This is a genomic window from Chromobacterium sp. HL1 (genome assembly GCF_057418835.1).
This window is the reverse complement of record NZ_CP162399.1, coordinates 4,984,075-5,007,409: the sequence shown is the minus strand read 5'-3', so window position 1 is coordinate 5,007,409 and position 23,335 is coordinate 4,984,075. Positions and strand designations below refer to the sequence as shown.

General features: G+C 65.7%; 18 protein-coding genes. 6 read left to right on the top strand and 12 right to left on the bottom strand.

What is annotated here, in order from left to right; all coding sequences use genetic code 11:
- Positions 1-2: 2 nt before the first annotated feature.
- Together AB1Z25_RS22945 and AB1Z25_RS22940 are read left to right on the top strand one after the other, a co-directional pair.
- The gene (locus AB1Z25_RS22945; protein ID WP_048408066.1) at positions 3-629 is read left to right on the top strand and encodes a bifunctional 4-hydroxy-2-oxoglutarate aldolase/2-dehydro-3-deoxy-phosphogluconate aldolase; all 627 of its coding nucleotides are present in this window, start codon (positions 3-5) and stop codon (positions 627-629) included.
- Between the two features lie 184 nt (positions 630-813).
- Positions 814-1,635, top strand: coding sequence for an HDOD domain-containing protein (locus tag AB1Z25_RS22940; protein WP_107801512.1), 822 nt, complete (start codon positions 814-816; stop codon positions 1,633-1,635).
- Between the two features lie 209 nt (positions 1,636-1,844).
- On the opposite strand, the gene AB1Z25_RS22935 is transcribed toward AB1Z25_RS22940, so the two are convergent.
- Positions 1,845-3,758, bottom strand: a complete 1,914-nt coding sequence (locus tag AB1Z25_RS22935; protein WP_227106037.1) for a ribonuclease catalytic domain-containing protein — start codon at positions 3,756-3,758, stop codon at positions 1,845-1,847.
- Positions 3,759-3,871: 113 nt separating this feature from the next.
- Between AB1Z25_RS22935 and AB1Z25_RS22930 the strand changes: the two genes are divergently transcribed.
- Complete coding sequence (locus AB1Z25_RS22930; RefSeq protein ID WP_486636237.1) at positions 3,872-5,461, top strand: GGDEF domain-containing protein; 1,590 nt, start codon at positions 3,872-3,874, stop codon at positions 5,459-5,461.
- Between the two features lie 166 nt (positions 5,462-5,627).
- Here AB1Z25_RS22930 and AB1Z25_RS22925 read toward each other — a convergent pair whose 3' ends face one another.
- The 3 genes from AB1Z25_RS22925 to argH all read right to left on the bottom strand — a co-directional run bounded on the left by AB1Z25_RS22925 (position 5,628) and on the right by argH (position 10,159).
- Positions 5,628-6,395: a DeoR/GlpR family DNA-binding transcription regulator gene (locus AB1Z25_RS22925; RefSeq protein ID WP_019103455.1), complete on the bottom strand. Its 768-nt coding sequence runs from the start codon at positions 6,393-6,395 to the stop codon at positions 5,628-5,630.
- Positions 6,396-6,515: 120 nt separating this feature from the next.
- Complete coding sequence (locus AB1Z25_RS22920; protein ID WP_158274404.1) at positions 6,516-8,120, bottom strand: EAL domain-containing protein; 1,605 nt, start codon at positions 8,118-8,120, stop codon at positions 6,516-6,518.
- 653 nt (positions 8,121-8,773) lie between these two features.
- On the bottom strand, positions 8,774-10,159 hold the full coding sequence (gene argH, locus AB1Z25_RS22915; RefSeq protein ID WP_107801515.1) for an argininosuccinate lyase: 1,386 nt from the start codon (positions 10,157-10,159) through the stop codon (positions 8,774-8,776).
- 159 nt (positions 10,160-10,318) lie between these two features.
- Between argH and AB1Z25_RS22910 the strand changes: the two genes are divergently transcribed.
- The 3 genes from AB1Z25_RS22910 to AB1Z25_RS22900 all read left to right on the top strand — a co-directional run bounded on the left by AB1Z25_RS22910 (position 10,319) and on the right by AB1Z25_RS22900 (position 13,693).
- Positions 10,319-11,311, top strand: coding sequence for a sensor histidine kinase (locus AB1Z25_RS22910; RefSeq protein WP_107801516.1), 993 nt, complete (start codon positions 10,319-10,321; stop codon positions 11,309-11,311).
- A gap of 145 nt (positions 11,312-11,456) precedes the next feature.
- A complete protein-coding gene (locus AB1Z25_RS22905; RefSeq protein WP_107801517.1) occupies positions 11,457-12,035 on the top strand; it encodes a TMEM175 family protein in 579 nt (192 codons plus the stop codon).
- Between the two features lie 125 nt (positions 12,036-12,160).
- Positions 12,161-13,693, top strand: coding sequence for a catalase (locus tag AB1Z25_RS22900; RefSeq protein WP_486636236.1), 1,533 nt, complete (start codon positions 12,161-12,163; stop codon positions 13,691-13,693).
- Positions 13,694-14,246: 553 nt separating this feature from the next.
- Here the strand turns inward: AB1Z25_RS22900 and AB1Z25_RS22895 are convergent.
- The 8 genes from AB1Z25_RS22895 to AB1Z25_RS22860 all read right to left on the bottom strand — a co-directional run bounded on the left by AB1Z25_RS22895 (position 14,247) and on the right by AB1Z25_RS22860 (position 23,322).
- A complete protein-coding gene (locus AB1Z25_RS22895) occupies positions 14,247-14,696 on the bottom strand; it encodes a hypothetical protein (protein WP_227106031.1) in 450 nt (149 codons plus the stop codon).
- Positions 14,697-15,715: 1,019 nt separating this feature from the next.
- A complete protein-coding gene (locus AB1Z25_RS22890; RefSeq protein ID WP_107801520.1) occupies positions 15,716-17,131 on the bottom strand; it encodes an alkaline phosphatase family protein in 1,416 nt (471 codons plus the stop codon).
- Positions 17,132-17,135: 4 nt separating this feature from the next.
- Positions 17,136-18,026, bottom strand: coding sequence for a TatD family hydrolase (locus AB1Z25_RS22885; RefSeq protein ID WP_199225975.1), 891 nt, complete (start codon positions 18,024-18,026; stop codon positions 17,136-17,138).
- Positions 18,013-18,711: an EboA domain-containing protein gene (locus tag AB1Z25_RS22880; RefSeq protein WP_107801522.1), complete on the bottom strand. Its 699-nt coding sequence runs from the start codon at positions 18,709-18,711 to the stop codon at positions 18,013-18,015. The genes AB1Z25_RS22885 and AB1Z25_RS22880 overlap by 14 nt, the downstream gene beginning before the upstream one ends.
- A gap of 16 nt (positions 18,712-18,727) precedes the next feature.
- The gene (locus AB1Z25_RS22875; protein WP_227106030.1) at positions 18,728-19,669 is read right to left on the bottom strand and encodes a UbiA family prenyltransferase; all 942 of its coding nucleotides are present in this window, start codon (positions 19,667-19,669) and stop codon (positions 18,728-18,730) included.
- Positions 19,666-20,901 carry a metabolite traffic protein EboE gene (gene eboE, locus AB1Z25_RS22870; protein ID WP_158274405.1) on the bottom strand — a complete coding sequence of 412 codons (1,236 nt, stop codon included), beginning with the start codon at positions 20,899-20,901 and terminating at the stop codon, positions 19,666-19,668. Before eboE ends, AB1Z25_RS22875 begins: the two co-directional genes overlap by 4 nt.
- Positions 20,888-22,120, bottom strand: coding sequence for a 3-dehydroquinate synthase (locus tag AB1Z25_RS22865; RefSeq protein ID WP_486636235.1), 1,233 nt, complete (start codon positions 22,118-22,120; stop codon positions 20,888-20,890). Before AB1Z25_RS22865 ends, eboE begins: the two co-directional genes overlap by 14 nt.
- A gap of 140 nt (positions 22,121-22,260) precedes the next feature.
- A complete protein-coding gene (locus tag AB1Z25_RS22860; protein WP_227106029.1) occupies positions 22,261-23,322 on the bottom strand; it encodes a ferritin-like domain-containing protein in 1,062 nt (353 codons plus the stop codon).
- Positions 23,323-23,335 lie beyond the last annotated feature (13 nt).

The following is a 23,335-nucleotide window of genomic DNA, read 5'->3' as shown; positions in this document are numbered from 1 at the left end:
ATATGGACGCATTGACCCTGCTGCGCCAAGGCCCGGTTGTTCCGGTGATCATCGTCAACGACGCGGCCGTGGCCGTTGAGCTGGCCCAGGCGCTGGTGGCCGGCGGCGTGCGCGTGCTGGAAGTGACGCTGCGCACCAAGGCCGCGCTGGCGGCGATGCGCCGCATGCGCGACGAAGTACCGGGCGCCATCGTCGGCGCCGGCACGCTGCGCACCCGCGCCCACGTGGAAGCCGCCATCGACGCCGGCGCGCAGTTCGGCGTCAGCCCCGGCTTCACCCCGGAGCTGGGCGCCGCCGCCCGCGCCGCCAATCTGACGCTGATTCCCGGCATCGCCACCCCGTCCGAGGCGATGCGCGCCCAGGACGAGGGCTTCACCATCCAGAAGCTGTTCCCGGCCGAGGCCGTGGGCGGCGTCAAGCTGCTCAAATCGCTGGCCAGCCCGTTCTCCGATCTGCGCTTCTGCCCCACCGGCGGCATCGACATCAAGAAAGCGCCGGAATACCTGGCGCTGCCCAATGTGCTGGCCGTGGGCGGCAGCTGGCTGACTCCGGACGACGCCATCGCCAACCGCGATTGGGACCGCATCACCCAGCTGGCCTTGGAAGCGAGCCAGCTGCACAGGAATTAAACGACGTTGCTTCTTTACAGGGCCTCCCGGCCCTGTTTTTTTTGGCGGGCCGCCCGCCGCCGGCCCGCCCCTGTCCGGTTTTGTCCTTCCTTTCCCCCGCCAATTGCCTAAGCTCAAGAAGCAGGACTTCATCGCCTGCCGGCCCACGCCCGCGCCGGCGACGGCTCACCTATTGGAGACCCCTATGCAAGTGGCGGAAATATTTGAAAAAGCGTCGGGCAAACTGCCCATGGTGCCCAAAGTGGTCCAGGAGCTGGTGGCCAGTTTTCACCGCACCGACGTGAACATCGATGAAATTACCGACAAGGTGGGACATGACCAGGTGCTGACCGCGCGCGTGCTGCGGCTGGCCAATACCGCGCGCTTCGGCGGCAGCCGGCGCGTGGGCTCTCTGGACGACGCCATCATCCTGCTCGGCTTCGACAACCTCAGGGTGCTGGTGATCGCCTCCGGCGTCACCGGCGCCACGCTGGGCATCCAGGGCTTCGACATGAAGGCGTTCTGGCAGCGCAGCTTCGCGATGGCCAACGCCGCCAAACGGCTGGCCAAGCTGGCCCGGCTGGACCCGCAGCTGGGCTATACCTGCGGCCTGCTGTCCAATATCGGCGAACTGGTGCTCTATGTGGCGGTGCCGGAACAGGCTTTGCAGATAGACCGCATCGTCGCCGGCGGCGCCGACCGGGTGGCCACCGAGCGCATGCTGCTGGGCATGGATCTGACCGAGGTGGGCGCCGAGCTGGCGCGGCGCTGGAATTTTCCGGACGAAATCCAGGAAGCCATCTTCAACCAGCACGATCTGCTGAACGAGGAAGTGTCGCCGTTCGCGCTGCTGATCGGCCTGGCGTCCTTCATGACCTCCGGCTTCAATCACGATATGAGCGAGGAGGACATGCTGGCCACCCTGCCGGTCAGCGTGATGGAGCGCGCCGGCTTGAAGCGCGAGGACCTGGCCGCGGCGCTGCCGGAGTTGCGCGAGGCGTGCACCGCGCTGGATGAAATGTTCTAAGAACCTATTCAATGTCTGCTGCGCATCGGCGATCCGGCGTTGAAAACAGCTTCGAAATGCTCATGTACCACGCGTACATTCCGCTTTCTCAGCTGTTTTCGCCTTGCCTCGCCTTAGCTCGCGAAATCTTGAACAGGCTCTAAGCACCGTCCAGCCGGACGCAAAAAAGGCGGCCCAAGCCGCCTTTTCGCACGTTTCGCATTGCGGACTCAACCGGCCTGGCCGTCCGCTTCGCCCGTCTCCGTCTCGGCTTCCGACGCCTCGTCCTCGGCGGCGTCGACATGGCCGAGCACCCCGACGCAGCGCAGCTCGATCTCCTGCATCAGCTCGTCGATGCGGATCACCGACAGCTGGATGCGGTCGCCGCGCGCCAGCTCCGGCAGGCCCGGGATGCGCACCCGCATCGGCAGGCCGTCGATGCGCACCAGGTCTTCCTTGATGAAGGCGGCGGTGGGATCGGACACCCCCTCCTGGCTGAACCAGCGCAGGCACCAGAAATGCTCCATCCGGTCCTGGAAGCCCAGGTAGGCGGAGTAGGTGGTGTCGAAATCGCGCAGGATGGCGAACAGCATCGCGTCGCCCTGCTCGAACTGCGGCTTCTCGCCGCGGATCATGGACATCAGCTGGCGCTGGTTGATGAAGTCGGTGGCGCGGCGCAGCGGCGACGTGGCCCACGCGTATTGAGCCACGCCCAAGCCGGTGTGCGGCTCGGGCCGCGTGGTCATCCTCACCTTGCCCATGCTTTGCGCGCGGTACATGCCGGGGATGTCGGCCTCGGCCAGCATCCGGCCCCACTCGCTGTTGGCCAGAATCATCAGTTCGGACACCAGCTTGTCCATCGGCGCGCCGCGCTTGCGCAAGGTGATCAGCACCTTGCCGTCGACCACGTCGAAGTTGTAATCCATCTGCACCGGCCGGGTCGGGTCGTATTTGCCGCGGCGCTTCTCCAGCGCCTCGGCGAACTGCCAGAACCAGATCAGTTCCTGCTTGAACGGATAGTCCACGCCCGGATCGCAAGCCAGCGTCTCTTCGTTGAAGAACTGCTCCAGCGCGGCGTGGCGCAGGTTGGCGGCGATATGCACCTTCTCGATGCGGTTCTCGTAGGCCACCGGCTCGAACTCAGGCGTCACCTCCACGTAGAGGCTGAGCGCCGGGCAGTCGTGCCCTTCCTTGAGGGTGAACATCTCCACCAGATCGTCCGGCAGCATGGTGATCTTGTCGCCGGGGAAATACACGGTGGACAGCCGGGACAGCAGCAGCTTTTCCAGCGGCGAGCCTATCTCTATGCCCAGCGACGGCGCGGCGATGTGGATGCCGACGCGCTTGTTGCCGTTGGGCAGGTCCTGCACCGACAAGGCATCGTCGATCTCGGTGGTGTTGGCGTCGTCGATGGAGAAGGCGCGCACCGGCGACAGCGGCAGCTCTTCCGGCAGCGTGGGCAGTTCGTACTTGCCGAAGCCGCGGCCCTTGGGGAAGAACTCCAGCATGAAGCCGGCCATCAGGTAGTCCGGCACCGAAGAGATGCCGCCCACCTTGTCCGCCAGCCGCAGCGGCGGCAGGCTCAGCTCGCGCGAGGCCTGGTCGAAGGCCTTGAACTCCAGCGTGTTCTTGTCGGGTTTCCACAACAAGGTCATCAGTTGGCCGCGGATCGCCTCCGGCAGCTGGCCGGCTTTCAGCTCCGCCACCCACTGGTCGATCTGCTCCTGCTCGCGCTTCTTGCGCTCCAGCCCGGCCAACGCCGCCTTCAGCGCGTCTTCCGGCGCCTTCTTGTAGCGGCCCTTGCCTTTTTTGTAGAAATACATCGGCGCGCCGTACAGCCGCGACACGATGGCGGCGGCCTCGGCCGCCGACGGCGCGCGGCCCCAGTAATCGGCCGCCAGCGCCTCATAGCCGAACTCGTCGTCCGGGCAGCATTCCCACAGGAAATCCAGGTCAATATCCGCGGCAAGTTGCTCTACCATGGGCAGAAAATCGCCCAATGCGGAGCTAAACTCCAGAAAAACATTCGCCGCCTTGATCTTGGCGCGCTTGCCATGCTGGGTATCCACTTGCAGACTAGCGTCATTGCGCGAAACGATGCTGCCGACCTTAAAGCCGCCGCTCTCTTCGTAAAAAACGTTCATTAAAAATTTTTGCCAGGCCGTTGCAATCCAACGGCGGATTATAACAGCGCGCCTCAGGCGCGGCTTCAGAACTTGAATATTGGACGACCGGGTCCACCGGGGAATACTTGATCATGTCGCAACATCAGGCTTTCAAACAACGTGTGCATCTGGCACAGGAAATCGATCGCATCGGCCACCTGCTCGTCACCCGCTGGGAGCGGCCGCTGGCCGCCCACCTGCTGTCGCTGATCCTGCGGCTGGAGGACATGGTGCGCGAGCAGGACCTCAACGAAATCACCGGGGAAATCCAGACCCTGTCGCGGCTGCTGCAAGGCTGGATCCAGCAACCGCAGACCGCGCCGTCGGAAAGCGAGCGCTACAACCGCCTGCGCCACCACCTGGGCCTGGTCAGCCAGCTGGGCATGATGGAGCGCAAGGACGGCCTGCCGGAGATCGACTACGACACCCTGCTGGGCGGCGGCCTGGTCACCCTCTATCTATGGCTGCCGCAAGACGTGGACGCCACGCCGCTGATCCAGCAGCTGTCCTGCTACGGCATCCACGCCAAGGTGATCCAGCAGGCGGCCAAACTGGCCCAGGCGCTGCAGGACAAGGCGCCGGAAGCGGTGGTGGCTTTCACCGAGTTCGCCGCCAACGACCCCATTCTTTTGCTGGCCCCCACCATCAGCAGCATCTGTCCGCTGATCCTGACCTCGCCGCTGCACGATTTCCAGGCGCGGCTGGCGGCGGTGCGCGCCGGCGCCGGCAGCCTGCTGGACTGGCCGCTGCAAGCGCATCAGCTGATTGACCAGCTGAGCTTCAGCGACCTGGGCGAGAAGCGCGAGCCCTTGCGCGTGCTGATCGTGGAGGACATGGAATCGCTGGCCGGGCTCTACTCCAGCGTGCTCAACGCCCAGGGGGTGGAAACCCGCGAGGAGACCCAGCCGGAACGGGTGCTGGACATGATAGAGCAGTTCCGCCCCGACCTGATCCTGATGGACATGTACATGCCGCAGTGCAGCGGCATGGAGCTGGCCAAGGTGATCCGCCAGCAGCGGCTGCTGGACGGCATCCCGGTGGTGTTCCTGTCGGTGGAAAAACGCCAGGCGGTGCAGCTGGACGCGCTGACCCTGGGCATAGACGGCTTCCTGACCAAGCCGGTGGCGCCGGAGGAGTTGATCGTCACCGTGATCAACCGCGCGCGCCGCTACCGCAAGCTGCGTTCCTACATCATCAACGACAGCCTCACCGGCCTGCTCAACCACTCCCATCTGCACGGCCAGCTGGAGTACGGCATCCAGCGCGCGCGCCGCGATCAGCGGCCGCTGTCGCTGGCGATGCTGGACCTGGACTTCTTCAAGACCATCAACGACAGCCACGGCCATCCGGCCGGCGACGAGCTGCTGATCAATCTGGCGCGCTTCCTCAAGGAACGGCTGCGCAGCAGCGATCTGGTGGGCCGCTACGGCGGCGAGGAGTTCGCCATCGTGCTGCCCGGCACCCATCAGACGCAGGCGCGCGAGCTGATGGACCAGCTGCGCCAGGACTTCAGCCAGATAGAGCAGCGCGCGCCGGACGGCGACTTCCGCCAGACCTTCAGCGTGGGCATCAGCTCGCTGGACACCGCCGCCAGCAGCACCGAGCTGGTGCGCCAGGCCGACGAAATGCTGTACCGGGCCAAGGCCAACGGCCGCAACCGGGTGGAGATCATGCAGGACTGAGCCCCGCCGCCGGACCCCGCCCGGACGCGAAAAAGCCCGGACCACCGAGAGGTTCCGGGCTTTTTTTCGGGCGCGGCGCTCAGCGCCGCATCCAGGACGCCTGTTGACGATCCGCGTGCTCAAAGCCTGTTAACACCGCCGAAGCGCGGCAGGCTTTGAAAGCGTCTCAGGCCTCGGTCAGCACCAGGCGCACGCCCTGCTCTTCCAGCAGCTTGGTCACCGGCTCCGGCGGCAGCGCGTCGGTGAACACGGTGTGGAACTCGCTGATGTGTCCCATGCGCACCAGGGCGTTGCGGCCGAACTTGCTGTGGTCCGCCGCCAGGTAGCGGTGACGGGCGTTGGACATCATCGCCTGCGCCACCCGCACTTCGCGGTAATCGAAGTCCAGCAGCGAGCCGTCCGGCTCGATGCCGGACACGCCGATGATGGCGTAATCCACCTTGAACTGGTTGATGAAGTCCAGCGTGGCCACGCCGGTGATGCCGCCGTCGGACGCGCGCACCGTGCCGGAGGTGATCATCACCGTGAAATCCGGATTGGTGGACATGATGGAGGCGACGTGGATGTTGTTGGTGATCACCCGCAAACCCTTGTGCGTGCTGGTCAGCGCCTGGGCCACCGCCTCTATGGTGGTGCCTATGCTCATGAACAGCGAGGCGTGATCGGGAATGCTGCTGGCGATCATGTCCGCGATATGCGCTTTTTCGCTCTGGAATTTTCCTTTGCGCGCGAAATAGTCCTCATTCTCCACGCTGCTGCCCAGGGCGGCGCCGCCGTGGTAGCGGCGCAACAGATTGGCCTCGCACAGCTGGTTGATATCGCGGCGAATGGTTTGCGGGGTGACATCGAGCAGTCTGGCCAACTCTTCGATCGGCATGAAGCCGTTTTCGCGGACCAGCTGCAGAATCTTGTCGTGACGGGGTGAGCGGCTCATAACTATTCGGAATCGAAAATCACGTCACTTTAGTAACATATTTTGCGGGTCAGCGGCAAACAGAACCACTATTCCGGCTTGATATCGGCCAATAGTGTTCGTTTATTGCGTATTTTTTGCTCAGGAGACCGGCTGGCCCTCCGCCAGCGGCGGACGCCCCCACAGAAAATCGCGCAGCTGTTCCAGCGGCATCGGCCGGGCCAGCAGATAGCCTTGCAGATAATGCACTCCGCTTTGCTGCAGATAAGCGCGCTGCTGTTCGGTTTCCACGCCCTCGGCCACCATGGAGATGCGCAGCTGCTTGGCCAGATCGATGATCATCTCCAGGATGCGGTTGGCGATGGAGTCGCTGCCTATCGCCGCCACGAACACCCGGTCTATCTTCAGATGATCGGCGTGAATGCGGTTGAGCTCGGCCAGACTGCTGTGGCCGGTGCCGAAGTCGTCGATGGCGATCTGCACCCGCATCCGCCGCAGCGCGGCCATCACCTGCTGGCTTTGCGGCGTCACCCGGATGGGCTCGCGCTCGGTCACTTCCAGCACCAGCCGCGGCGGCGTCTTCGGGAAGTGTCGCAAAAACGCCTGACAGTCCTCCACTAGTTGCGCGTGCTGCAGATGGCTGGGCGACAGATTCAGCGCCACGAAAAAGCGATCGGGCAAGGGCAGCGACGCCATGTCGGCGGCCACCCGCCGCATCAGATAGCGGGTGATCTGGATGATCATGCCGGAGGCCTCCGCCACCGGGATGAACAGATCCGGCGGCGTCAGCCCCTGACGCGGATGCTGCCAGCGCAGCAACACCTCCACCCCCATGCAGCGGCGGCCGCAGGCGTCGAACACCGGCTGGTAGTAAGGCAGGAACTCCTGATTGCGCAAGGCCAGCAGGATTTCCCCGCTGACCGAGCCGCGCTTGCGCAGATAACCCAGCAGCAGGACCGCGCCGACCACGCCCACCGGCAGCAACAAGAGCAGGGCGCGCAGCAGGCGCGCCGACGCGCCGCGCCACAGGTAGTCGGCGTCCACCCAGCTGTGCACCGCCAGCGGAAAGCGCTCCGAGGCCGCGATCACCCGCAGCACCGCGCTGGCCGGCACCTCGGCGGCGCCCGGCAATGTGGACTGCACCGCCTCCTTGTGATTCAACACCAGCAGCGAACCGCTGTGGCCGTCGTCGGCCTGCCAGGGCAGCAGAGGGCTGAAATAGGCCAGTTCCACGCTGGCGACGACGGCCTGCCCCCGCTCCCCCAGCAAGGTGCGCATCAGGAAGGGCCGCTTGGGGTACAAGGGGCCGGAGTCCAGACGGTAGATCAGCTGCTGCGGCGCCGACGGGGTGAAGGGCAGATCCGAGTACTGCGCGCCCAGCACCGAGGTGCAGTACAGGCGGCGGCCGTCCATCAGCCCCAGCGAGCGGATATAGGGATCGAAGGCCGCCAGCGACACCAGCTTGCCGCGCGCCTGCGGGCAGGGCTGGCCGGCCAACGGCGCGGCCTCCCGCAATGAGCGGTCCACCTGGCTGAACACCCGGTCCACCGAATTGACCGCGCGCCCCGCCGCGCTTTGCAGCTGCGCCTGCACGTCCAGCTGGTAGCGGTTCCAGGTCAGGGGCAGGCCTATCACCGCCGGCAACACGGCCACCAGCAAGACCAAGGCCCATTCCGCGGCGTTGAGGCTGCCGCGGAATTGATTGCCTCGGCTGATCAGGTGACGGAAGCGATGGCGACAAAACACATTGTTCCCCGGCGTGACTGAGTGACTGTAATGACAAGAAGCGGCCCCGCGTCCGGCCATGGCGGCGCGCGCCAATCCGCGGCACGGCTGGCGCTGGCGAGAACAGCATGGATAGACGGGGACTGCCAGGATGAGGGATAGGCGGGCGTTGCCGCGCCGTCCCTTGGAACCTGTTTACGATCTGCCGCGCGTCATGAGACGCGACACGGTGAGCAGCGCTTCGAAACACTCATGCACTACGTGTGCATTCCGCTTTCTCAACCGCAACGCCTGGTCTCGCTCTGGCTCGCTGGATCGTAAACACGTTCTTGGAGAAATTTGGAAAACCAGCCGCGCGGCGTGTCGGCCGCCGTCGCGATTTTTCGAAGCTCCCGCAAGTCTGGCGCTAAAGATAACGGTTTAGCCGGAGACAGAAAAGCTAATTAGAAAGATTTATTTAATAAAATGTCTTTGATTGACTGTTGTTTGATATAAATTGCCGCAATCGGCAGGCCCCCAAACAAGAACAGGCCGCGCGCCGCCGGGATGGCGGGGCGCGGCCTGACGGCCATCAAAGGCCTATTCAAAGGCTTGCGGGCAAGAGCGAGACGGAGCGGCGCTCAGCGCGCCGCATCTCAGGAAGCGCAGCCGACCTTGAACAGGTTCTAAGGGGCTTAACGCGGCTGCAGGCGTTGACGATGGCGCTCGATCTGCAAGCGCACCTGGCGCGGCGCGGTGCCGCCCACGTGGTCGCGCTGCGCCAGACTGCCTTCCGGGCTCAGCACCGCGAACACGTCCTCATCGATCAAGGGCGAGAACTCGCGCAGCTTGGCCAGCGACAGGTCGGCGATGTCCACGCCCTGCTGCTCGGCGTGGCGCACCGTCAGCGCCACCACCTCGTGGCTGTCGCGGAAGGGCACGCCCTTCTTCACCAGGTAGTCGGCCAGATCGGTAGCGGTGGCGAAGCCTTGCAGCACCGCCGCGCGCATCGCCTCCGGCTTGACGGTGACGCCGCGCATCATGTCGGCGTAGATGCGCAGGGTGTCGATCAAGGTGTCCGCGGTGTCGAACAGCGGCTCCTTGTCCTCCTGGTTGTCCTTGTTGTAAGCCAGCGGCTGCGCCTTCATCAGCGTCACCAGCGCGATCAGATGGCCCACCACGCGGCCGGACTTGCCGCGCACCAGCTCCGGCACGTCCGGGTTCTTCTTCTGCGGCATGATGGAACTGCCGGTGCAGAAGCGGTCGGCGATGTCGATGAAGCCGACGCGCGGGCTCATCCACAGGATCAGCTCCTCGGACAACCGCGACAGATGCACCATCACCAGGCTGGCGGCGGCGGTGAATTCAATCGCGAAATCGCGGTCGGACACCGCGTCCAGCGAGTTGTGGCAAACATCGTCGAAGCCCAGCAGCTGGGCGGTGTAATGGCGGTCGATCGGGAAGGTGGTGCCGGCCAGCGCCGCCGCGCCCAAGGGCAGGCGGTTGACGCGCTTGCGACAGTCGCTCATGCGTTCGGCGTCGCGCGCCAGCATTTCCACATAGGCCAGCATGTGGTGGCCAAAGGTCACCGGCTGCGCCACCTGCAAATGGGTGAAGCCGGGCAGCACGGTTTCGGCGTGCTGTTCCGCCAGGTCCAGCAGGCTGTGCTGCAACTCGCCGATCAGGCCGACGATGGCGTCGATCTGCGCGCGCAGCCACAGGCGGATGTCGGTGGCCACCTGGTCGTTGCGGCTGCGGCCGGTGTGCAGGCGCTTGCCGGCGTCGCCGATCTTGTCGGTCAGCCGGCGCTCCACGTTCATGTGCACGTCTTCCAGATCCACGCTCCACTCGAAGCGGCCGGCGCGGATATCGTCCAGCACTTCGCCCATGCCTCGTCGGATCGCTGCCAGGTCTTCGGCGGACAGAACGCCGGCGCGCTGCAACATGGCGGCGTGGGCCAGCGAGCCCTCGATGTCGAATTCGGCCAGTCGTCGGTCGAAATCCACCGAAGCGGTGTATTTCTTGACGAGTTCGGATACCGGCTCCGAGAAACGGCCGGACCAGGCGTGTTGATCTTGCATGGCGATGCTTTCTACGATGGCTGCGGACGAAAAACTTGGCGAAACTCCGGGGGCGCGCGGCGCCGCCGGGAATCCCCTACTATGCCAGCGGCGAGCGCCTTCGGCCAGTGCGGGTTTTCCTTGCTATGATGCGGCTATCCTATTTCCGGCCGCGCCCTCATGCCGCTACCGCCCCCGTCCGACCTGCCCGACTACCGCAACCTGGGCGTGCTGCTGCGCGCCTTGCTGCTGCTCGGCCTGTTCCTGCTGGGCGGCCTGTTGCTGGACGACGGCGGCGAGCCGCTGCCCTGGCGGCTGCTGCGCCTGTCCAGCCTGCTGGTGCCCGGCGCCTTGCTGAGCCTGGGCCTGCTGGCCTTGCTGGGCCGCCGCCTCTACCGCGGCCGGCGCGTGACGCTGAGCGCCGCCGCCATCTGCCTGCTGTCCTTCGCCTTCTGCGGCCGTCTGCTCAACCCGCTGGCGCCCATGCCCTGGGGCCAGGTGCTGCTGGCCGGCGCGGTGGGCGGGCTGATGCAGCATTACCTCAATCTGCGCGCGCGCGCCTTGTCCCCGGCGCTGTCGGAGGCGCGGCTGATCGCGCTGCAGGCGCGCATCCGCCCGCATTTCCTGTTCAACAGCCTCAACGCCGCCATCGCGCTGATCGGCAAGCAGCCGGACAAGGCGGAAATGGTGCTGGAAAACCTGGCCGATCTGTTCCGCGCCCAGCTGGGCGATCCGGCGCGGCAATCCACGCTGGGCCGCGAAATCGAACTGGCGGCGATGTATCTGGCGATCGAGGCCGAACGGCTGGGCGCGCGCCTGCAAGTGAGCTGGGACGTGCAAGCCCCGCTGGACGCGGCGCTGCCGCCGCTGATCCTGCAGCCGCTGGCGGAAAACGCGGTGTTCCACGGCATAGAACGGCTGGCCGACGGCGGCGAAATCCGCATCCAGGCGCGCCAGCTAGAACAACAGCTGGAGCTGACGCTGAGCAATCCGGTCAATCCGGAGCCGGCAGCGGCCGCGCCCGGCCACCACATGGCGCTGGACAATCTGGCCGAGCGGCTGGAGCTGTATTTCGACGCCGAGGCCTCGCTCAGCGCTCGGCTGGACGGTGAACGCTTCATCACCCGCATCCGCCTGCCTTATCGCCCGGCGCCAGCCCAGCGGCCGGGCTAAGAACCTGTTGACGATCTGCTGCGCGTCGCGGAGCGTTGCGCGGTGAGTACGCCTTGTCCCGCCCTTGCTCGCCCGATCGTAAACACGCTCTGAAAGCCGTCTATACTGCCCCCATCATCTACTTGAAACAGCTGATAGGGACATCATGGGAAAGAACCGGCTGGAAGCCTTCAGCGACGGCGTGCTCGCCATCATCATCACCATCATGGTGCTGGAACTGAAAGTGCCGCACAACACCAGCTGGACGGCGCTGCAAGACCGTTGGCCGGTCTTTCTCAGTTACGTGCTCAGCTTCCTCTACGTGGGCCTGTACTGGAACAACCACCACCACTTCTACCACGCCATCCAGCGCGTGGACGGCCGCGTGCTGTGGGCCAATCTGCACCTGCTGTTCTGGCTGTCGCTGATTCCCTTCGTCACCGGCTGGATGGGGGAAAACCACTTCGCCCCGCTGCCGCTGGCCCTGTACGGCGTGGTGTTGCTAATGTGCGCGCTGGCCTGGTGGCTGATGCAGCAATCGCTGCTGTGCCTGCCCGGCAACCGCACCCGGCTGTCCGAGGCCTTGGGCAAGGACATCAAGGGCAAGATCTCCCCGCTGTGCTATCTGATCGGCATCGCCGCCGCCTTTTACTGGGAATGGCTGTCCGCGGCGATGTATGTGCTGATGGCCCTGATCTGGCTGGTGCCGGACCGTCGCATAGAACGACTGCTGGCGGAGAAATGAAGCCGTCTTCGTTCCATTAATAAACACTATCAAACAAATTGTAATTTAAGATTTAACAAAACTATCGTCACTTCCGATAATGGCCGCTCCCTTAGTAAATGTTCTAATAATTTATGGGAGTGCCAATGTCAGTTCTGACCTTTTCCGTGAACCGCAAGCTTTTCACCCTGGCGCTGGCTTGTAGCGCCGCTCTGAGCCAAGCCGCCAACCTGACCCAGGACAACGGCGCGCCGGTGGGCGACAACCAGAACAGCCAGACCGCCGGCCCCAACGGCCCCACCCTGCTGCAAGACATTCAACTGCTGCAAAAGCTGCAGCGCTTTGACCGCGAGCGCATCCCGGAACGCGTGGTGCATGCGCGCGGCGTGGGCGCTGGCGGCGTCTTCGTCGCCAGCGAAGGCTTGCAGGACGTCAGCCGCGCCCTGGTATTCCGCAAGGGCGAAAAAACGCCGGTGTTCGTGCGCTTCTCCACCGTGATCGGCAGCCGCGGCGCGCCGGAAACCGACCGCGACCCGCGCGGCTTCGCCACCAAGTTCTACACCGCGCAAGGCAACTGGGACCTGGTGGGCAACAACCTGCCGGTGTTCTTCATCCGCGACGCGATCAAGTTTCCGGACATGGTGCATTCGCTGAAGCCGGACCCGGTCAGCAATGAGCAAGACCCCAACCGCGTCTTCGACTTCTTCTCCCATTTGCCGGAATCCACCCATATGCTGACCCGGGTGTACTCCAACTACGGCACCCCGGCCAATTACCGCGAAATGAACGGCAGCAGCGTGCACGCGCTGAAGCTGGTGGCCGCGGACGGCCGCTACCAATACGCCAAGTTCACCTGGAAATCGCATCAGGGCGAACGCAATCTGCGCCCGGACGAACTGCCCAAGGTGCAAGGCCAATCGGTCGGCCACGCCACCGCGGACCTGCTGCAAAGCATCGAACAGAAACGCTACCCGTCCTGGGACTTGTACGTGCAGCTGATCCAGCCAGAGGACATGAACCGCTTCGCCTTCAACCCGCTGGACCCCACCAAGGTGTGGACCGGCGTGGCGGAGCGCAAGGTGGGCACCATGACGCTGAATCAGGTGCCGGCCAACTTCTTCGAAGCCACCGAGCAAGTGGCGATGTCGCCGGCCAACTTGGTGCCGGGCATCGAGGCCTCGGAAGACCGTTTGCTGCAAGGCCGGCTGTTCTCCTATCTGGACACCCAGATGCACCGCGTCGGCACCAATTTCCAGGCGCTGCCGGTGAACCGCCCGCGGGTGGAGGTGGTGAACAATAATCAGGACGGCGCGCAAAACGCCTCCGGCCGCCAGGGCAGCGTCAATTACGAGCCCAGCCGGTTGGCTCCCAAGCCGCAGGACCCGCAGTTCAAGCACAGCCGCCTGCCCTTGCAGGGCAACACCCAGCAGGAGGCCATCGCCAAGACGCTGAATTTCCAGCAGGCCGGCGAGTTCTATCGCTCGCTGAGCGCGCAGGACCAGGCGGACCTGATCCGCAATCTGTCCGGGGATCTGGCCAAGGTGCGCAATGTCGAGACCCGCGACATCATGCTGTCGCACTTCTACAAGGCGGACCGCCAGTACGGCGAGCGTCTGACCAAGGCCTTGAAGGTGGAGGTGAAGGGGATTGAGCGCAGGGCGGCGCTGTTGCAGGAATAAGCTCGGCCGCATGAGTGAAGCGGGGCGGCCCAGGGCCGCCCCGTTTTTGCGTGCGCGCCGCACCGTGGCAGCGGTGTCGGCGGGGTTTGGTGGGTATCGCCTGCGGCTCCACCCACCCTACAAGACCGCCCACCATAGGGTGGGTGGAGCGTAGCGATACCCACGCGGAAACGCGATGGAACCGATGCTTGGGTCTTGGCGGCGGGGTTTGGTGGGTATCGCCTGCGGCTCCACCCACCCTACAAGACCATCCGCCGTAGGGTGGGTGGAGCGCAGCGATACCCACGCGGAAACGCGATGGAATCGATGCTTGGGTCTTGGCGGCGGGGTTTGGTGGGTATCGCCTTTCGGCCCCACCCACCCTACAAGCCCATCCACCGTAGGGTGGGTGGAGCGTAGCGATACCCACACGGAAACGCGATGGAACCGATGCTTGGGTCTTGGCGGCGGGGTTTGGTGGGTATCGCCTATCGGCTCCACCCACCCTACAAATACCCCGACAAACCATCCGCCGTAGGGTGGGTGGAGCGTAGCGATACCCACCGCAAGGTGCTTAGCGGTTTCGCAGGCGGATGCGGCGGAAGCGCGCTTCCAGGCTGAAGCGCTGTCCCAGCGCCAGGTAGATCTGGTGCTGGCTATCGACATGGCGGTAAACCCGGACCCGGTCGGCGCCCAGCAGCATCATGATTTCCAGATAGTTGAAGAAACCCATCCACTGGCCGCGTCCGTCGCGGTCGTCAAAATCGATGTCGCGCGCCACGCGGCTGAGCAGGCCCTTGCCGACATATTCGCGGTTGTCCTTCATCCATTGCAGCAGGTGGGCCGCGCATTCGCGGCCATAGGCGCTGTCGGCGGGGTAATCCTTACGGGGCGTGGGCATTTGCCAGTAATGCCGATAGGTGCGGCCGGGGCAGAAGCGAACAAAGGGAAGCAAGGCTTCCTGCTGTTCCAGCGAGTGCAGTTTGTAGCGACGACGACGGGGGAAGTTTTGAGAATGTTGCATGGTGTTTCTCCTGCTGTGACACAAGATAAACCACCTGCCGGGTGAGGCTGAGGTGAGGCAGGCGCGTGGCAGGATTGGCGTACCGGTCCGAAGTCTTGCCGGCGAGCGCATAGCGCTCTCCCACCATGCGCCTGCCAAAACGGCCTTGCCATGGATAAAGCAGCCAACGCAGCATGCTGCGTTGGCTTGTCGACTTCGGAAACGGGACGCCAATCCCGTGTGCCGCTTGTTTTGGCGGCAACGGGGGGATTGTTGCCGAGGGGGCGGGCGGGGTCAAGGTAGGGTGGTTGGTGTGGCTCGGTGTGTGGGTTTTGTATCCGCTGCGCGGATGATGATTTTCATTGCCGGGGCTGCCCGGCGAGCAGGGAGAGGATATTTGCTTGGCCAAATATCCTCTCCACTCCTAAAGGCCACCCTGCAAGCCTGGCCTACGGCTTCCCGCCGGGACCCGTCAGGCCCGAGGCGCGGCTGAACTCGCAGCGCGCTAACGTCGCGCTGCTCGAACAAGCAGCCGCTTAAAACCTCGGGCCCGCCACCCGACGGCAGGCTTGAAGGGATCTGGGGTGCGTCGGAGACGTGCTTTCTTCTTGATTTGTCTTAGATACCCACAGGCAGGGTCAAACTGGATAGTTATCCACAGAACTAGCCAGCAAAGCTAAATCACTCTTTCTTTTCAAAAAAAGACCACCTCATGTAGCGCCCAGGTGTCCCCTCGGGGCGCGCCGGAGAAAAAGGGGTCTGCAAGGTTTTAAGCGGCTGCTTTGTTTGAGCGATTTGACGCTAGCAAATCGCGAGTTCAGCCGCGCCTTGCAGGCCCCTTTTTCTTCGGGGTTTCGCGTCCTGGGGGACGAGGGGGGCTGGAAGGGGGCGGCGGCCCGCCCCCTCCCCGTTCGCCGCGCGGAAAGCGGCACCCAAAACATTATCCGCGCAGCGGATTCAACAGAAAAACCATCACCCATCACAACCCTAATCAAAGGAGAACCAGTCAATAAGCGTCGCACCGGAATAAACCAAAACCCCTACTCCATCACCCCATGCGCCCCATACGCCAGCCGCGTCTCCACCTCCCCAAACATATGATCCATGATGATGTCCCGCACCGCCGTCGCCGGCACCGACCCCGGCGGCAAACTGTCCGGTAAGGAACTGATCATCAACGGCCCGTGCTCCGGGTTCAAGGTGGGACGGCCATGCGAACCCCGCACCAAGGACGGGTCCAGCGGAATCACCTCCAACAAACTGCGCATGCCCAGCTTGCGCTTGAGCAAAGTCCAGCCAATGCTCAACTTCGGCCAGTTCAAGGTCGGGTCCAGAAACAACTCCACCGGGTCGTAACCCGGCTTGCGGTGAATATCCACCGTGCGGGCGAAGTCCGGCGCGTGCGCGTCGTCCAGCCAATAGTAATAACTGAACCAGCGATCCGGCCGGCTCACCGCCACCAGCTCGCCGGAGCGCGGATGATCCAGCCCCAGCAAACGCTTGCCGGCCTGATCCAACACCATCTCCACCCCGTCCAGCTCCAGCAACAAGGCCTTCACCTCCGGCACCAGCTCCGGCTGACGCACATAGACATGAGCGATCTGATGGTCCGCCAGCGCAAAGGCCGCCGACGCGCCGCAATCCAGCTTGTCCTCGCCCTGCTCCTCCCGCACCTTGAGCCAGCCGGCCATGCGCAGGATGCGGTTGATCGCGATATCGTTGCTGACCGGCGTGACCCCGTACTCGGACAGCGCGATGACGCGGCTGCCGTCGCGCTCCGCCTGCTCGATCAGTTCGCCGCACAACTGATCCACCGCCGCCACCTCCGCCGCCACCTCCGTATGGTCCGGCCCCAGCCTTTGCAGGCAGTAATCCAGATGCGGCAAGTAAACCAGGGTCAGCGTGGGCTGGCGCGAGCGGTACAGATGCAAGGCGCAGTCCGCGATCCAGCGGCTGGAGCGGATGTCCGCCGCCGGCCCCCAAAAGTGGAATAACGGGAAATCGCCCAGCTTCTGGCGCAGTTCCGCGTGCAGTTCCGGCGGGTTGCAGTAAAAGTCCGGGAGCTTGCGGCCGTCGGCCTTGTAGATGGGCCGCGGGGTCACGCTCCAGTCCACGTCGGCGTACATGTTGTACCACCAGAACAACTGCGCGCAGCTGAAGCCGGCGTGCAGGCGCCGGGCCTCGTGCCAGAGTTTCTCGCCCTGGATCAAGGCGTTGTTCTGCTTCCAGAACAGCGGCTCCGCCAGTTCGCGCGAATACCAGCCGTTGGCGACGCAACCGTGCGCCTGCGGCAGCTGACCGGTCAGATAGGTGGCCTGCGCCGGGCAGGTCAGCGCCGGCGTCACCGCGGTGATCGGGCGCTGCGCGCCGCGCTCCGCCAGCCGGCTCAGGTGCGGCGCGTGCCGCAGCAGCTGCGGCGTCAGGCCCACCACGTTGAGAACGAGGGTGCGTTGCATGATGTCAGTCCACGATGTCCACCTGCGGATTTTGGCCGCGCAGCACGGAGTTGCCCTGGTACAGCCGGCGCTGGTCCACCGCCAGCGGGCTGTTGGCTTCTTCGATGTCCAGACGGCCGCTCTGGGCGAAGAAGTCCAGCGGATTGCGCCAGACTATGGTTTCGATGTCGCGCTCGGCGATGCCGGCGGCGCGCATCGCCTCCACGGTCTTGGGCACTTTCAGCGGGTCGCTGACGCCCCAGTCGGCCGCGCTGTTGATGATGATGCGTTCGCTGCCGTACTGGCGCACCAGCGCCACCATCCTCGGTTCGTCCATCTTGGTGTTGGGATAGATGGAGTGGCCGGCCCAGCAGCCAGAGTCCAGCACCAGCGGCAGGGTTTCTTCTGTGTTGTGGTCGATCAGCACCCGTTCCGGCGCGATGCCGCTGTCGCGCACCAGGGCCAGGCTGCGCAGGGTGCCGGCCTTTTTGTCGCGGTGCGGGGTGTGGACCAGCGCCGGCAGGTCGAACTGTATCGCCAGTTCCAGCTGGCGGGCGAAGTAGCGCTCCTCGGCCTCGGTTTCGTCGTCGAAGCCGATTTCCCCCACCGCCACCACGCCGTCCTTGTCCAGATAACGCTCCAGCAGCGCCATCACGCCGTCGGCCACGTCCGGGTTGTTGGTTTCCTTGGGGTTGAGGCCCAGGGTGCAGAAGTGGCGGATGCCGAATTGCGCGGCGCGGAAGCGCTCCCAGCCCAGCAGCGACAGGAAATAATCGTCGAAGCTGCCGACGTGCCGCCGCGGCTGGCCCATCCAGAACGCCGGCTCCACCACCACGCTGATGCCGGCCCGGCTCATCGCCTGGTAATCGTCGGTGGTGCGGGAGGTCATGTGGATGTGCGGATCAAACATTTTCATGATGCAGTCCTTGCAGTAGGAAAACGACGTCGTCGGACACGCTGCGGCCGGCGGCGCGGCGCTCGCTGGCGTAAGCGGCCACCATCTGTTCCAGCTCCGGGCTCCAGCGCCGCTCCAGGCCGGCGATATGCCGCGCCGGCGCGCCGGTGAACAGCGCCTTGAGCACCAGCTGGTTGAAATTGAGATCGGGAAACTGTTGCGCCGGGTAGGCGTTGTCGCAGGCCAGCGCCTGGAACACGCCGGCCACGTGGCTGCGGCTGGCGTCGGTGGCCAGCGCCAGCCAGTCTTCCGGCCTGGGCAGCAGGATCAGCGCCTTGACCACCGCCTGCTGTTCCAGGCTGTCGCCGCCGCGATACAGATCGAAGGCCAGCGCCGCGCCGGCGCCGGCGGCCAGGGCGCGCAGCAGCAGCAGCGCGCGGCCGGCGTCGCCGGGCGACCAGGCTTCGGCGGCCAGCACATGCTGGGCCTGCAAGGCCTTGATCGCGCCCTTGGGCAACAGGGTCAGCGCCGCCAGTTGCCGGTTGGCCACGCTGAACAGCCGGCGCGCGGCGGCGGGCTCCGGCACGGCGGCGGTCAGGCGGCGACAGGACTCCAGCCACACCAGCGCCTGGGCGGCGTTGTGGCGGTCCGCCGCGTCCAGCAGGCTGGCGTGCAGTTGGTCCGCCAGCATGGTTTGCGTTTCCATCGCGCAGATTCTCCGTTCAAGTGCCCGGCACCCGGCGTTGCCAGCTCCGGGTCAGCCAGGCGGCCAGGACCGCCAGCGCCGCCCACTGCGGCAGGCCCGCGGCGGCGATGAACAAGGCGTCCGCCAGGGCGATGCCGGCAATCAGGCCGCCGACGGCGCGCGGCATGTCGCGGCCGGGTCCGGGCCGGGCCAGCCGCAGGCAATGCGCGCTCCAGCCCAGGCTGAGCAGCAGGAAGGGCAACGCCCAGGGCTGGAACGGTTGGCTGAGCAGGTAGAGCGGCGGCGCGGCCAGGCCCAGCAGCGGCGCCAAGCGGCCCAGGCCGGCGCGGCCTTCCTGCTTGGCCACGTAAGTCAGCGCGATCAGGTAAGCCAGCAGCGCCAGCGCCGCCAGCAGCAGCGGGCCGGACAGCGCGCCGGCGCCGAGCGCCAGGCCGCTGATCAGATAGACCTGCATCCGGCACAGGCCCATCAGCAGCGGGCTCAAGGGGTTGCCCTTGTGCCAGAGGTCGTAAAGCACCACGGTGGCGGCCAGACACAGGCCGGCCAGCAAGGCGGACAGGCCCAGCGCCGCCAGCAGGGCGACGCCGACGGCCAACTGCGCCGAGCCGGCCAGCAGCACCAGCCGGGCCGACGCCAGCCCGGCGGGTATCGGCCGTTCCGGCCGTTCGCGCGCGTCGATGTGGCGGTCGCAGACGTCGTTCAGATACATGCCGGCCACATAGATCAGCGACAGCGACAACAGCAGCAAGGCGAGCGGGCCGCCGGCCGCGACGTGGCCGGACAGCGCGGCGCCGACGAGGACGTTGCTCCACACCGTGGGCAGGTTGGACACCCGGCCCAGCCGCAGCGCCAGCGACCAGACCCCGGCCACGCGCCGGCGGGTCTGGCGCGCATGCCGCCGCGACAGCCGCCGCCGGGCGCTGGTCTTGGGTATGGGCAGCGCGGGCTGTCCGCTCATCGCAGCTGGCCCTCCGCCCATTGCAGTTCCCGGCAGATCGCCTCGCCCAGGTCGCCCTGGCGGTGGGCCGGCGGCAACACGCCCCAGCTATAGGTTTCCACTTCCAGATGTCCGCTCAGCGGGCGCTGGCGTTGCAGCGCCAGCAGCCGCGACAGAAAATCCTGGGTGCTGGCGAACGGCCCCAGCGCGGCGTGGCAGATGGGCACGTGGAAGTGGATGCGCCATTCGTCGGCCGGCTGCCGCGGCAACGCCGCCAGCGCCGCCGGCAGGTCCGGATAACGCCACAGCTCGCTGCCGCGCCGCGCCACCACTTGGTGCAGATAGGTGTCTTCGGCGAAGGCGCGCAGCGCCTCGGCCGCCATCCGGTCCGGCCGGGTCACGCGCAGGCCGGCGCTGAGCTGCAGCTTGGCGATGGCGATGCCGGCCTGGTCCAGTCGCGCCACCGCGTCTTCCGGCTGTTCGTACTCCACCGCGGCGTGGCAGGCGTCCAGGCATACGCCCAGGTGGCGGCGCACGATGGCTTCGGCCTCCTCGCGTTTGACGCCGCACCATTTGGCCACCTGGTTGAGCGCGGCCCGGCTCAGGAGGTGCAGTTCGAAGAAGGCGACTGCGTCTTCGCTGGTGGCCAGCAGGCAATCCGGTTCCGGTTCCAGCGCCAGCACGATGCGGCGGCCGCTGTCCTGCCGCAGCCGGTGCAGGAAGGCGGCGTGCTCCAGCAGATGGGTGGCGATCCACAGCGCGCCGCTGCCGTCGCCGCTTAGGTGCTGGCGGTAGCCGCCGGGCACGGTGCTGACGCTGCCGTATTCCAGTTCCGCCGGCAGCAGATCCGCCAGCAGCTGGGCCAGCCGGTTGCTGTAGATCAGCCGCTGCGGGTCGCGCCAGTCCGGCAGATAGACGCCGTCCTTCACCGCCTGGCGGTGGAAGGCGCCGAAGGGGAAGCCGTTGAGGGTGAACACATAGCATTGGTGCTCGGCCAGAAAATCGCGGAATTCCGCCTGCGCCGGCGGCTCTTCCAGTTGCCGCGCCGCCAGCGCGGACAGCCGCAGGCCAAGGCCGAACGGCCGGTCCGGCGCCACCCGCGCCTTGATGCGCGGCAGGTGGAAGCCCAGTTGAGCGCGCAATTCCTGCCAGCTTTCGCCTGGATGGATGTTGCTGCAGTAGCTCATGTGGACCGCGGGCAAATGGGGGGCCGACACGCTGTCCGGCCGTTGTTGGGGGTCAAGCAGCAACATGGTCATCGCTCCTGTCGCGCAGCCAGTCTATGGCCGCGTTCATCCGATCCGCGTCGATGGCGTGCACTTCCACCCCCTGCCCCAGACGCTGCAGCAGGGTGATGGTCAGATCGCCGCCAAGGTGTTCGCGGAACTCATCCAGCCCGGCCAGCACCTGGCGGCGCTCGCCGTCGCACCAGTCCAGCGCCGGGTGCCACAGCGCAAAGCCCAGCCGCAGCAGCAGCCGGTGCAGGCTGAGCTGGGCGGCTTCGCGCAACAGGCCGGTCAGCACCGCGTAGCGGCAGTCCAGCGCCAGGCCTATCGCCACCGCCTCGCCGTGGCGCAGCGCGTAGCCGCTCAGCGCTTCCAGCTTGTGCGCGGCCCAGTGGCCGAAGTCCAGCGGCCGGGCGCTGCCGAACTCGAAGGGGTCGCCGCCCTGGCCGATGTGGTTCAGGTGCAGTTCGGCGCAGCGCCGTATCATCCATTGCATCGCTTCGTCGTCGCCGGCGGCCAGCGCTTCGGCGTTGGCGTCCAGCCAGTCGAAGAAGGCGCGGTCGCGTATCGCCGCCACTTTCACCGCCTCGGCGATGCCGGCGATGCGGTCGCGGCGCGGCAGGCTGGCGATGAAGTCGTAGTCGTTGAGCACGGCGAACGGCGGGGCGAAGGCGCCGAGGAAGTTCTTGGCGCCGAAGGCGTTGACCGCGGTTTTGACGCCGACGCCGGAGTCGTTCTGCGCCAGCACGGTGGTGGGCATGCGCACCACGCGCACGCCGCGGTGTGTGGTGGCCGCGGCGAAACCGGCCATGTCCAGCAGCGCGCCGCCGCCGACGATGACCAGGCAGCTGTGGCGGTCCACATGGCATTGCTGCAGCCAGCTTTGCAGCGCGAGCAGCTGCTCCGGCTCGTTCTTGCACGCCTCGCCCCCCTGGGCCAGACGCGGCGGCGCGGCCAGTTCCAGCGCGGCGCGGTGACGCCGGGCGTAGCGTTCGAACGCGGCCGGCAGCTGCGGGTGGGCGGCGGCCACTTCTTGGTCGATGAGCGCCACGAAGCGGTGCCGCCGTTCCGGCTCCCGCCGACAGATGGCTTGCCGCAACAGCGGGTTGCCGGGGTCGCTCAGCAGGCCGCGCCCGAAATACACCGGGTATTCGAACGGCACGCTGAAACGCTGCATGGTCATGGCCCCGGCGCTGCGGCCGCCCGCGGCGTCGCTGAGGCCTGGCTTGCTGGCTGACAGTGGCATGGCTGTGCTCCTAGAAAACCGGTTCATGATCCGCCGCGCGCCGCGACATCCTCGCGCGGCGCGCCGACGAGGCGGAAGAGACGGCAAACGCGGTCCGGCGCTAACCGGACCGCTTGGGCGCTACTCCTCCGCCGACGCGTTTAATCGCTGGTGTCCATGCCTCCTTGCGTGTTGACGTAGCGATAGCTGGGCCCGGCCGTCTGCGCGCTGCCCGGCGCCACCGGGGTCTCCATCAGGCTGACCGCCTGCACCTTGAGGTCGTACATCAGGCCGATGGCGGTGTCGATGCGCTTGGGCTCGCCGTTGAAAGCCTGGTGCAGGGCGTTGAGCAGGCTGCTGTAGCTGTAGGCGTAGGCCTCCACCCTCACCTTGGCCTGGGTGTTGTCCTGGTAGTCGTAATCCTGCGGATTGGACACCATGGGGTAGACCCCGGCCGGGTCGTAGGGCACTTCCGCGCCGGCGTAGGCGTAGCCGCCGTCCGGGGTGCTGACGATGCGGCGGCCGTAGTAGATTTCGCCGAACTTGTAGTAGTGCGCCGGGTTGCCCGGCGATTGGTTCGGATTGGTGCTGGTGCCCTCGCCTTCAACGATGATGATGTTGATGGCGTGCAGGGCGCTGGCGATGTCCTTGATGGGGAACAGCCGCTCCGGCGAAAACCAGCCCAGCACCTGCTTGGGCACGGTGGCCGGAATGAAGATGCCGTCGCCCAGTTCCTTGATCTTCTTTTTGATCGCGTCGTAGAACTCGCCGATGGTGGCGTAGTCCGGCTCGTCCTCGGCGGCGAGCTTGGGCGTTTCCACCGGCACCGGGTCTTCCGGCTCCTCGATCACCATGAAGGTGTTGAACACCAACTCCTTGGAAAAGGGCTCGATGCCCACGATGAAGTCATCGCCGCCGATGGACATCGGCAAGGGCCCCGGATACTTGGGGATGAACGGCGGCTTGTTGATCTGCGGGTGGCCGCCGATGGAGATCAGAATATTGCCCGCGATGCACATGTGCAGCATTTCCTGCATCACGATGCTGTGGATCAGCTGGCGGATTTCCTCGTTGTAGCCCGGCTTCAGCGAAAACATCGCGGTCAGATAGGGCGGGATGGTGGCGTGCTCCAGTTCCACCGCGTTTTGCAGGTAGTAGTGCAGTTCGGCCGCGGTCTTGGCGGCGCGGATGCCGTGGATGATGCTGCGTTGCAAGCGAATCATGGCCTGTTCTCCC

Excerpts from the sequence above, each read along its gene's own strand:
- AB1Z25_RS22945 (WP_048408066.1), top strand. The coding sequence starts at position 3 with ATGGACGCATTGACCCTGCTGCGCCAAGGCCCGGTTGTTCCGGTGATC.
- AB1Z25_RS22940 (WP_107801512.1), top strand. The coding sequence starts at position 814 with ATGCAAGTGGCGGAAATATTTGAAAAAGCGTCGGGCAAACTGCCCATG.
- AB1Z25_RS22935 (WP_227106037.1), bottom strand. The coding sequence starts at position 3,758 with ATGAACGTTTTTTACGAAGAGAGCGGCGGCTTTAAGGTCGGCAGCATC.
- AB1Z25_RS22930 (WP_486636237.1), top strand. The coding sequence starts at position 3,872 with ATGTCGCAACATCAGGCTTTCAAACAACGTGTGCATCTGGCACAGGAA.
- AB1Z25_RS22925 (WP_019103455.1), bottom strand. The coding sequence starts at position 6,395 with ATGAGCCGCTCACCCCGTCACGACAAGATTCTGCAGCTGGTCCGCGAA.
- argH (WP_107801515.1), bottom strand. The coding sequence starts at position 10,159 with ATGCAAGATCAACACGCCTGGTCCGGCCGTTTCTCGGAGCCGGTATCC.
- AB1Z25_RS22910 (WP_107801516.1), top strand. The coding sequence starts at position 10,319 with ATGCCGCTACCGCCCCCGTCCGACCTGCCCGACTACCGCAACCTGGGC.
- AB1Z25_RS22905 (WP_107801517.1), top strand. The coding sequence starts at position 11,457 with ATGGGAAAGAACCGGCTGGAAGCCTTCAGCGACGGCGTGCTCGCCATC.
- AB1Z25_RS22900 (WP_486636236.1), top strand. The coding sequence starts at position 12,161 with ATGTCAGTTCTGACCTTTTCCGTGAACCGCAAGCTTTTCACCCTGGCG.
- AB1Z25_RS22895 (WP_227106031.1), bottom strand. The coding sequence starts at position 14,696 with ATGCAACATTCTCAAAACTTCCCCCGTCGTCGTCGCTACAAACTGCAC.
- AB1Z25_RS22890 (WP_107801520.1), bottom strand. The coding sequence starts at position 17,131 with ATGCAACGCACCCTCGTTCTCAACGTGGTGGGCCTGACGCCGCAGCTG.
- AB1Z25_RS22885 (WP_199225975.1), bottom strand. The coding sequence starts at position 18,026 with ATGAAAATGTTTGATCCGCACATCCACATGACCTCCCGCACCACCGAC.
- AB1Z25_RS22880 (WP_107801522.1), bottom strand. The coding sequence starts at position 18,711 with ATGGAAACGCAAACCATGCTGGCGGACCAACTGCACGCCAGCCTGCTG.
- AB1Z25_RS22875 (WP_227106030.1), bottom strand. The coding sequence starts at position 19,669 with ATGAGCGGACAGCCCGCGCTGCCCATACCCAAGACCAGCGCCCGGCGG.
- eboE (WP_158274405.1), bottom strand. The coding sequence starts at position 20,901 with ATGTTGCTGCTTGACCCCCAACAACGGCCGGACAGCGTGTCGGCCCCC.
- AB1Z25_RS22865 (WP_486636235.1), bottom strand. The coding sequence starts at position 22,120 with ATGCCACTGTCAGCCAGCAAGCCAGGCCTCAGCGACGCCGCGGGCGGC.
- AB1Z25_RS22860 (WP_227106029.1), bottom strand. The coding sequence starts at position 23,322 with ATGATTCGCTTGCAACGCAGCATCATCCACGGCATCCGCGCCGCCAAG.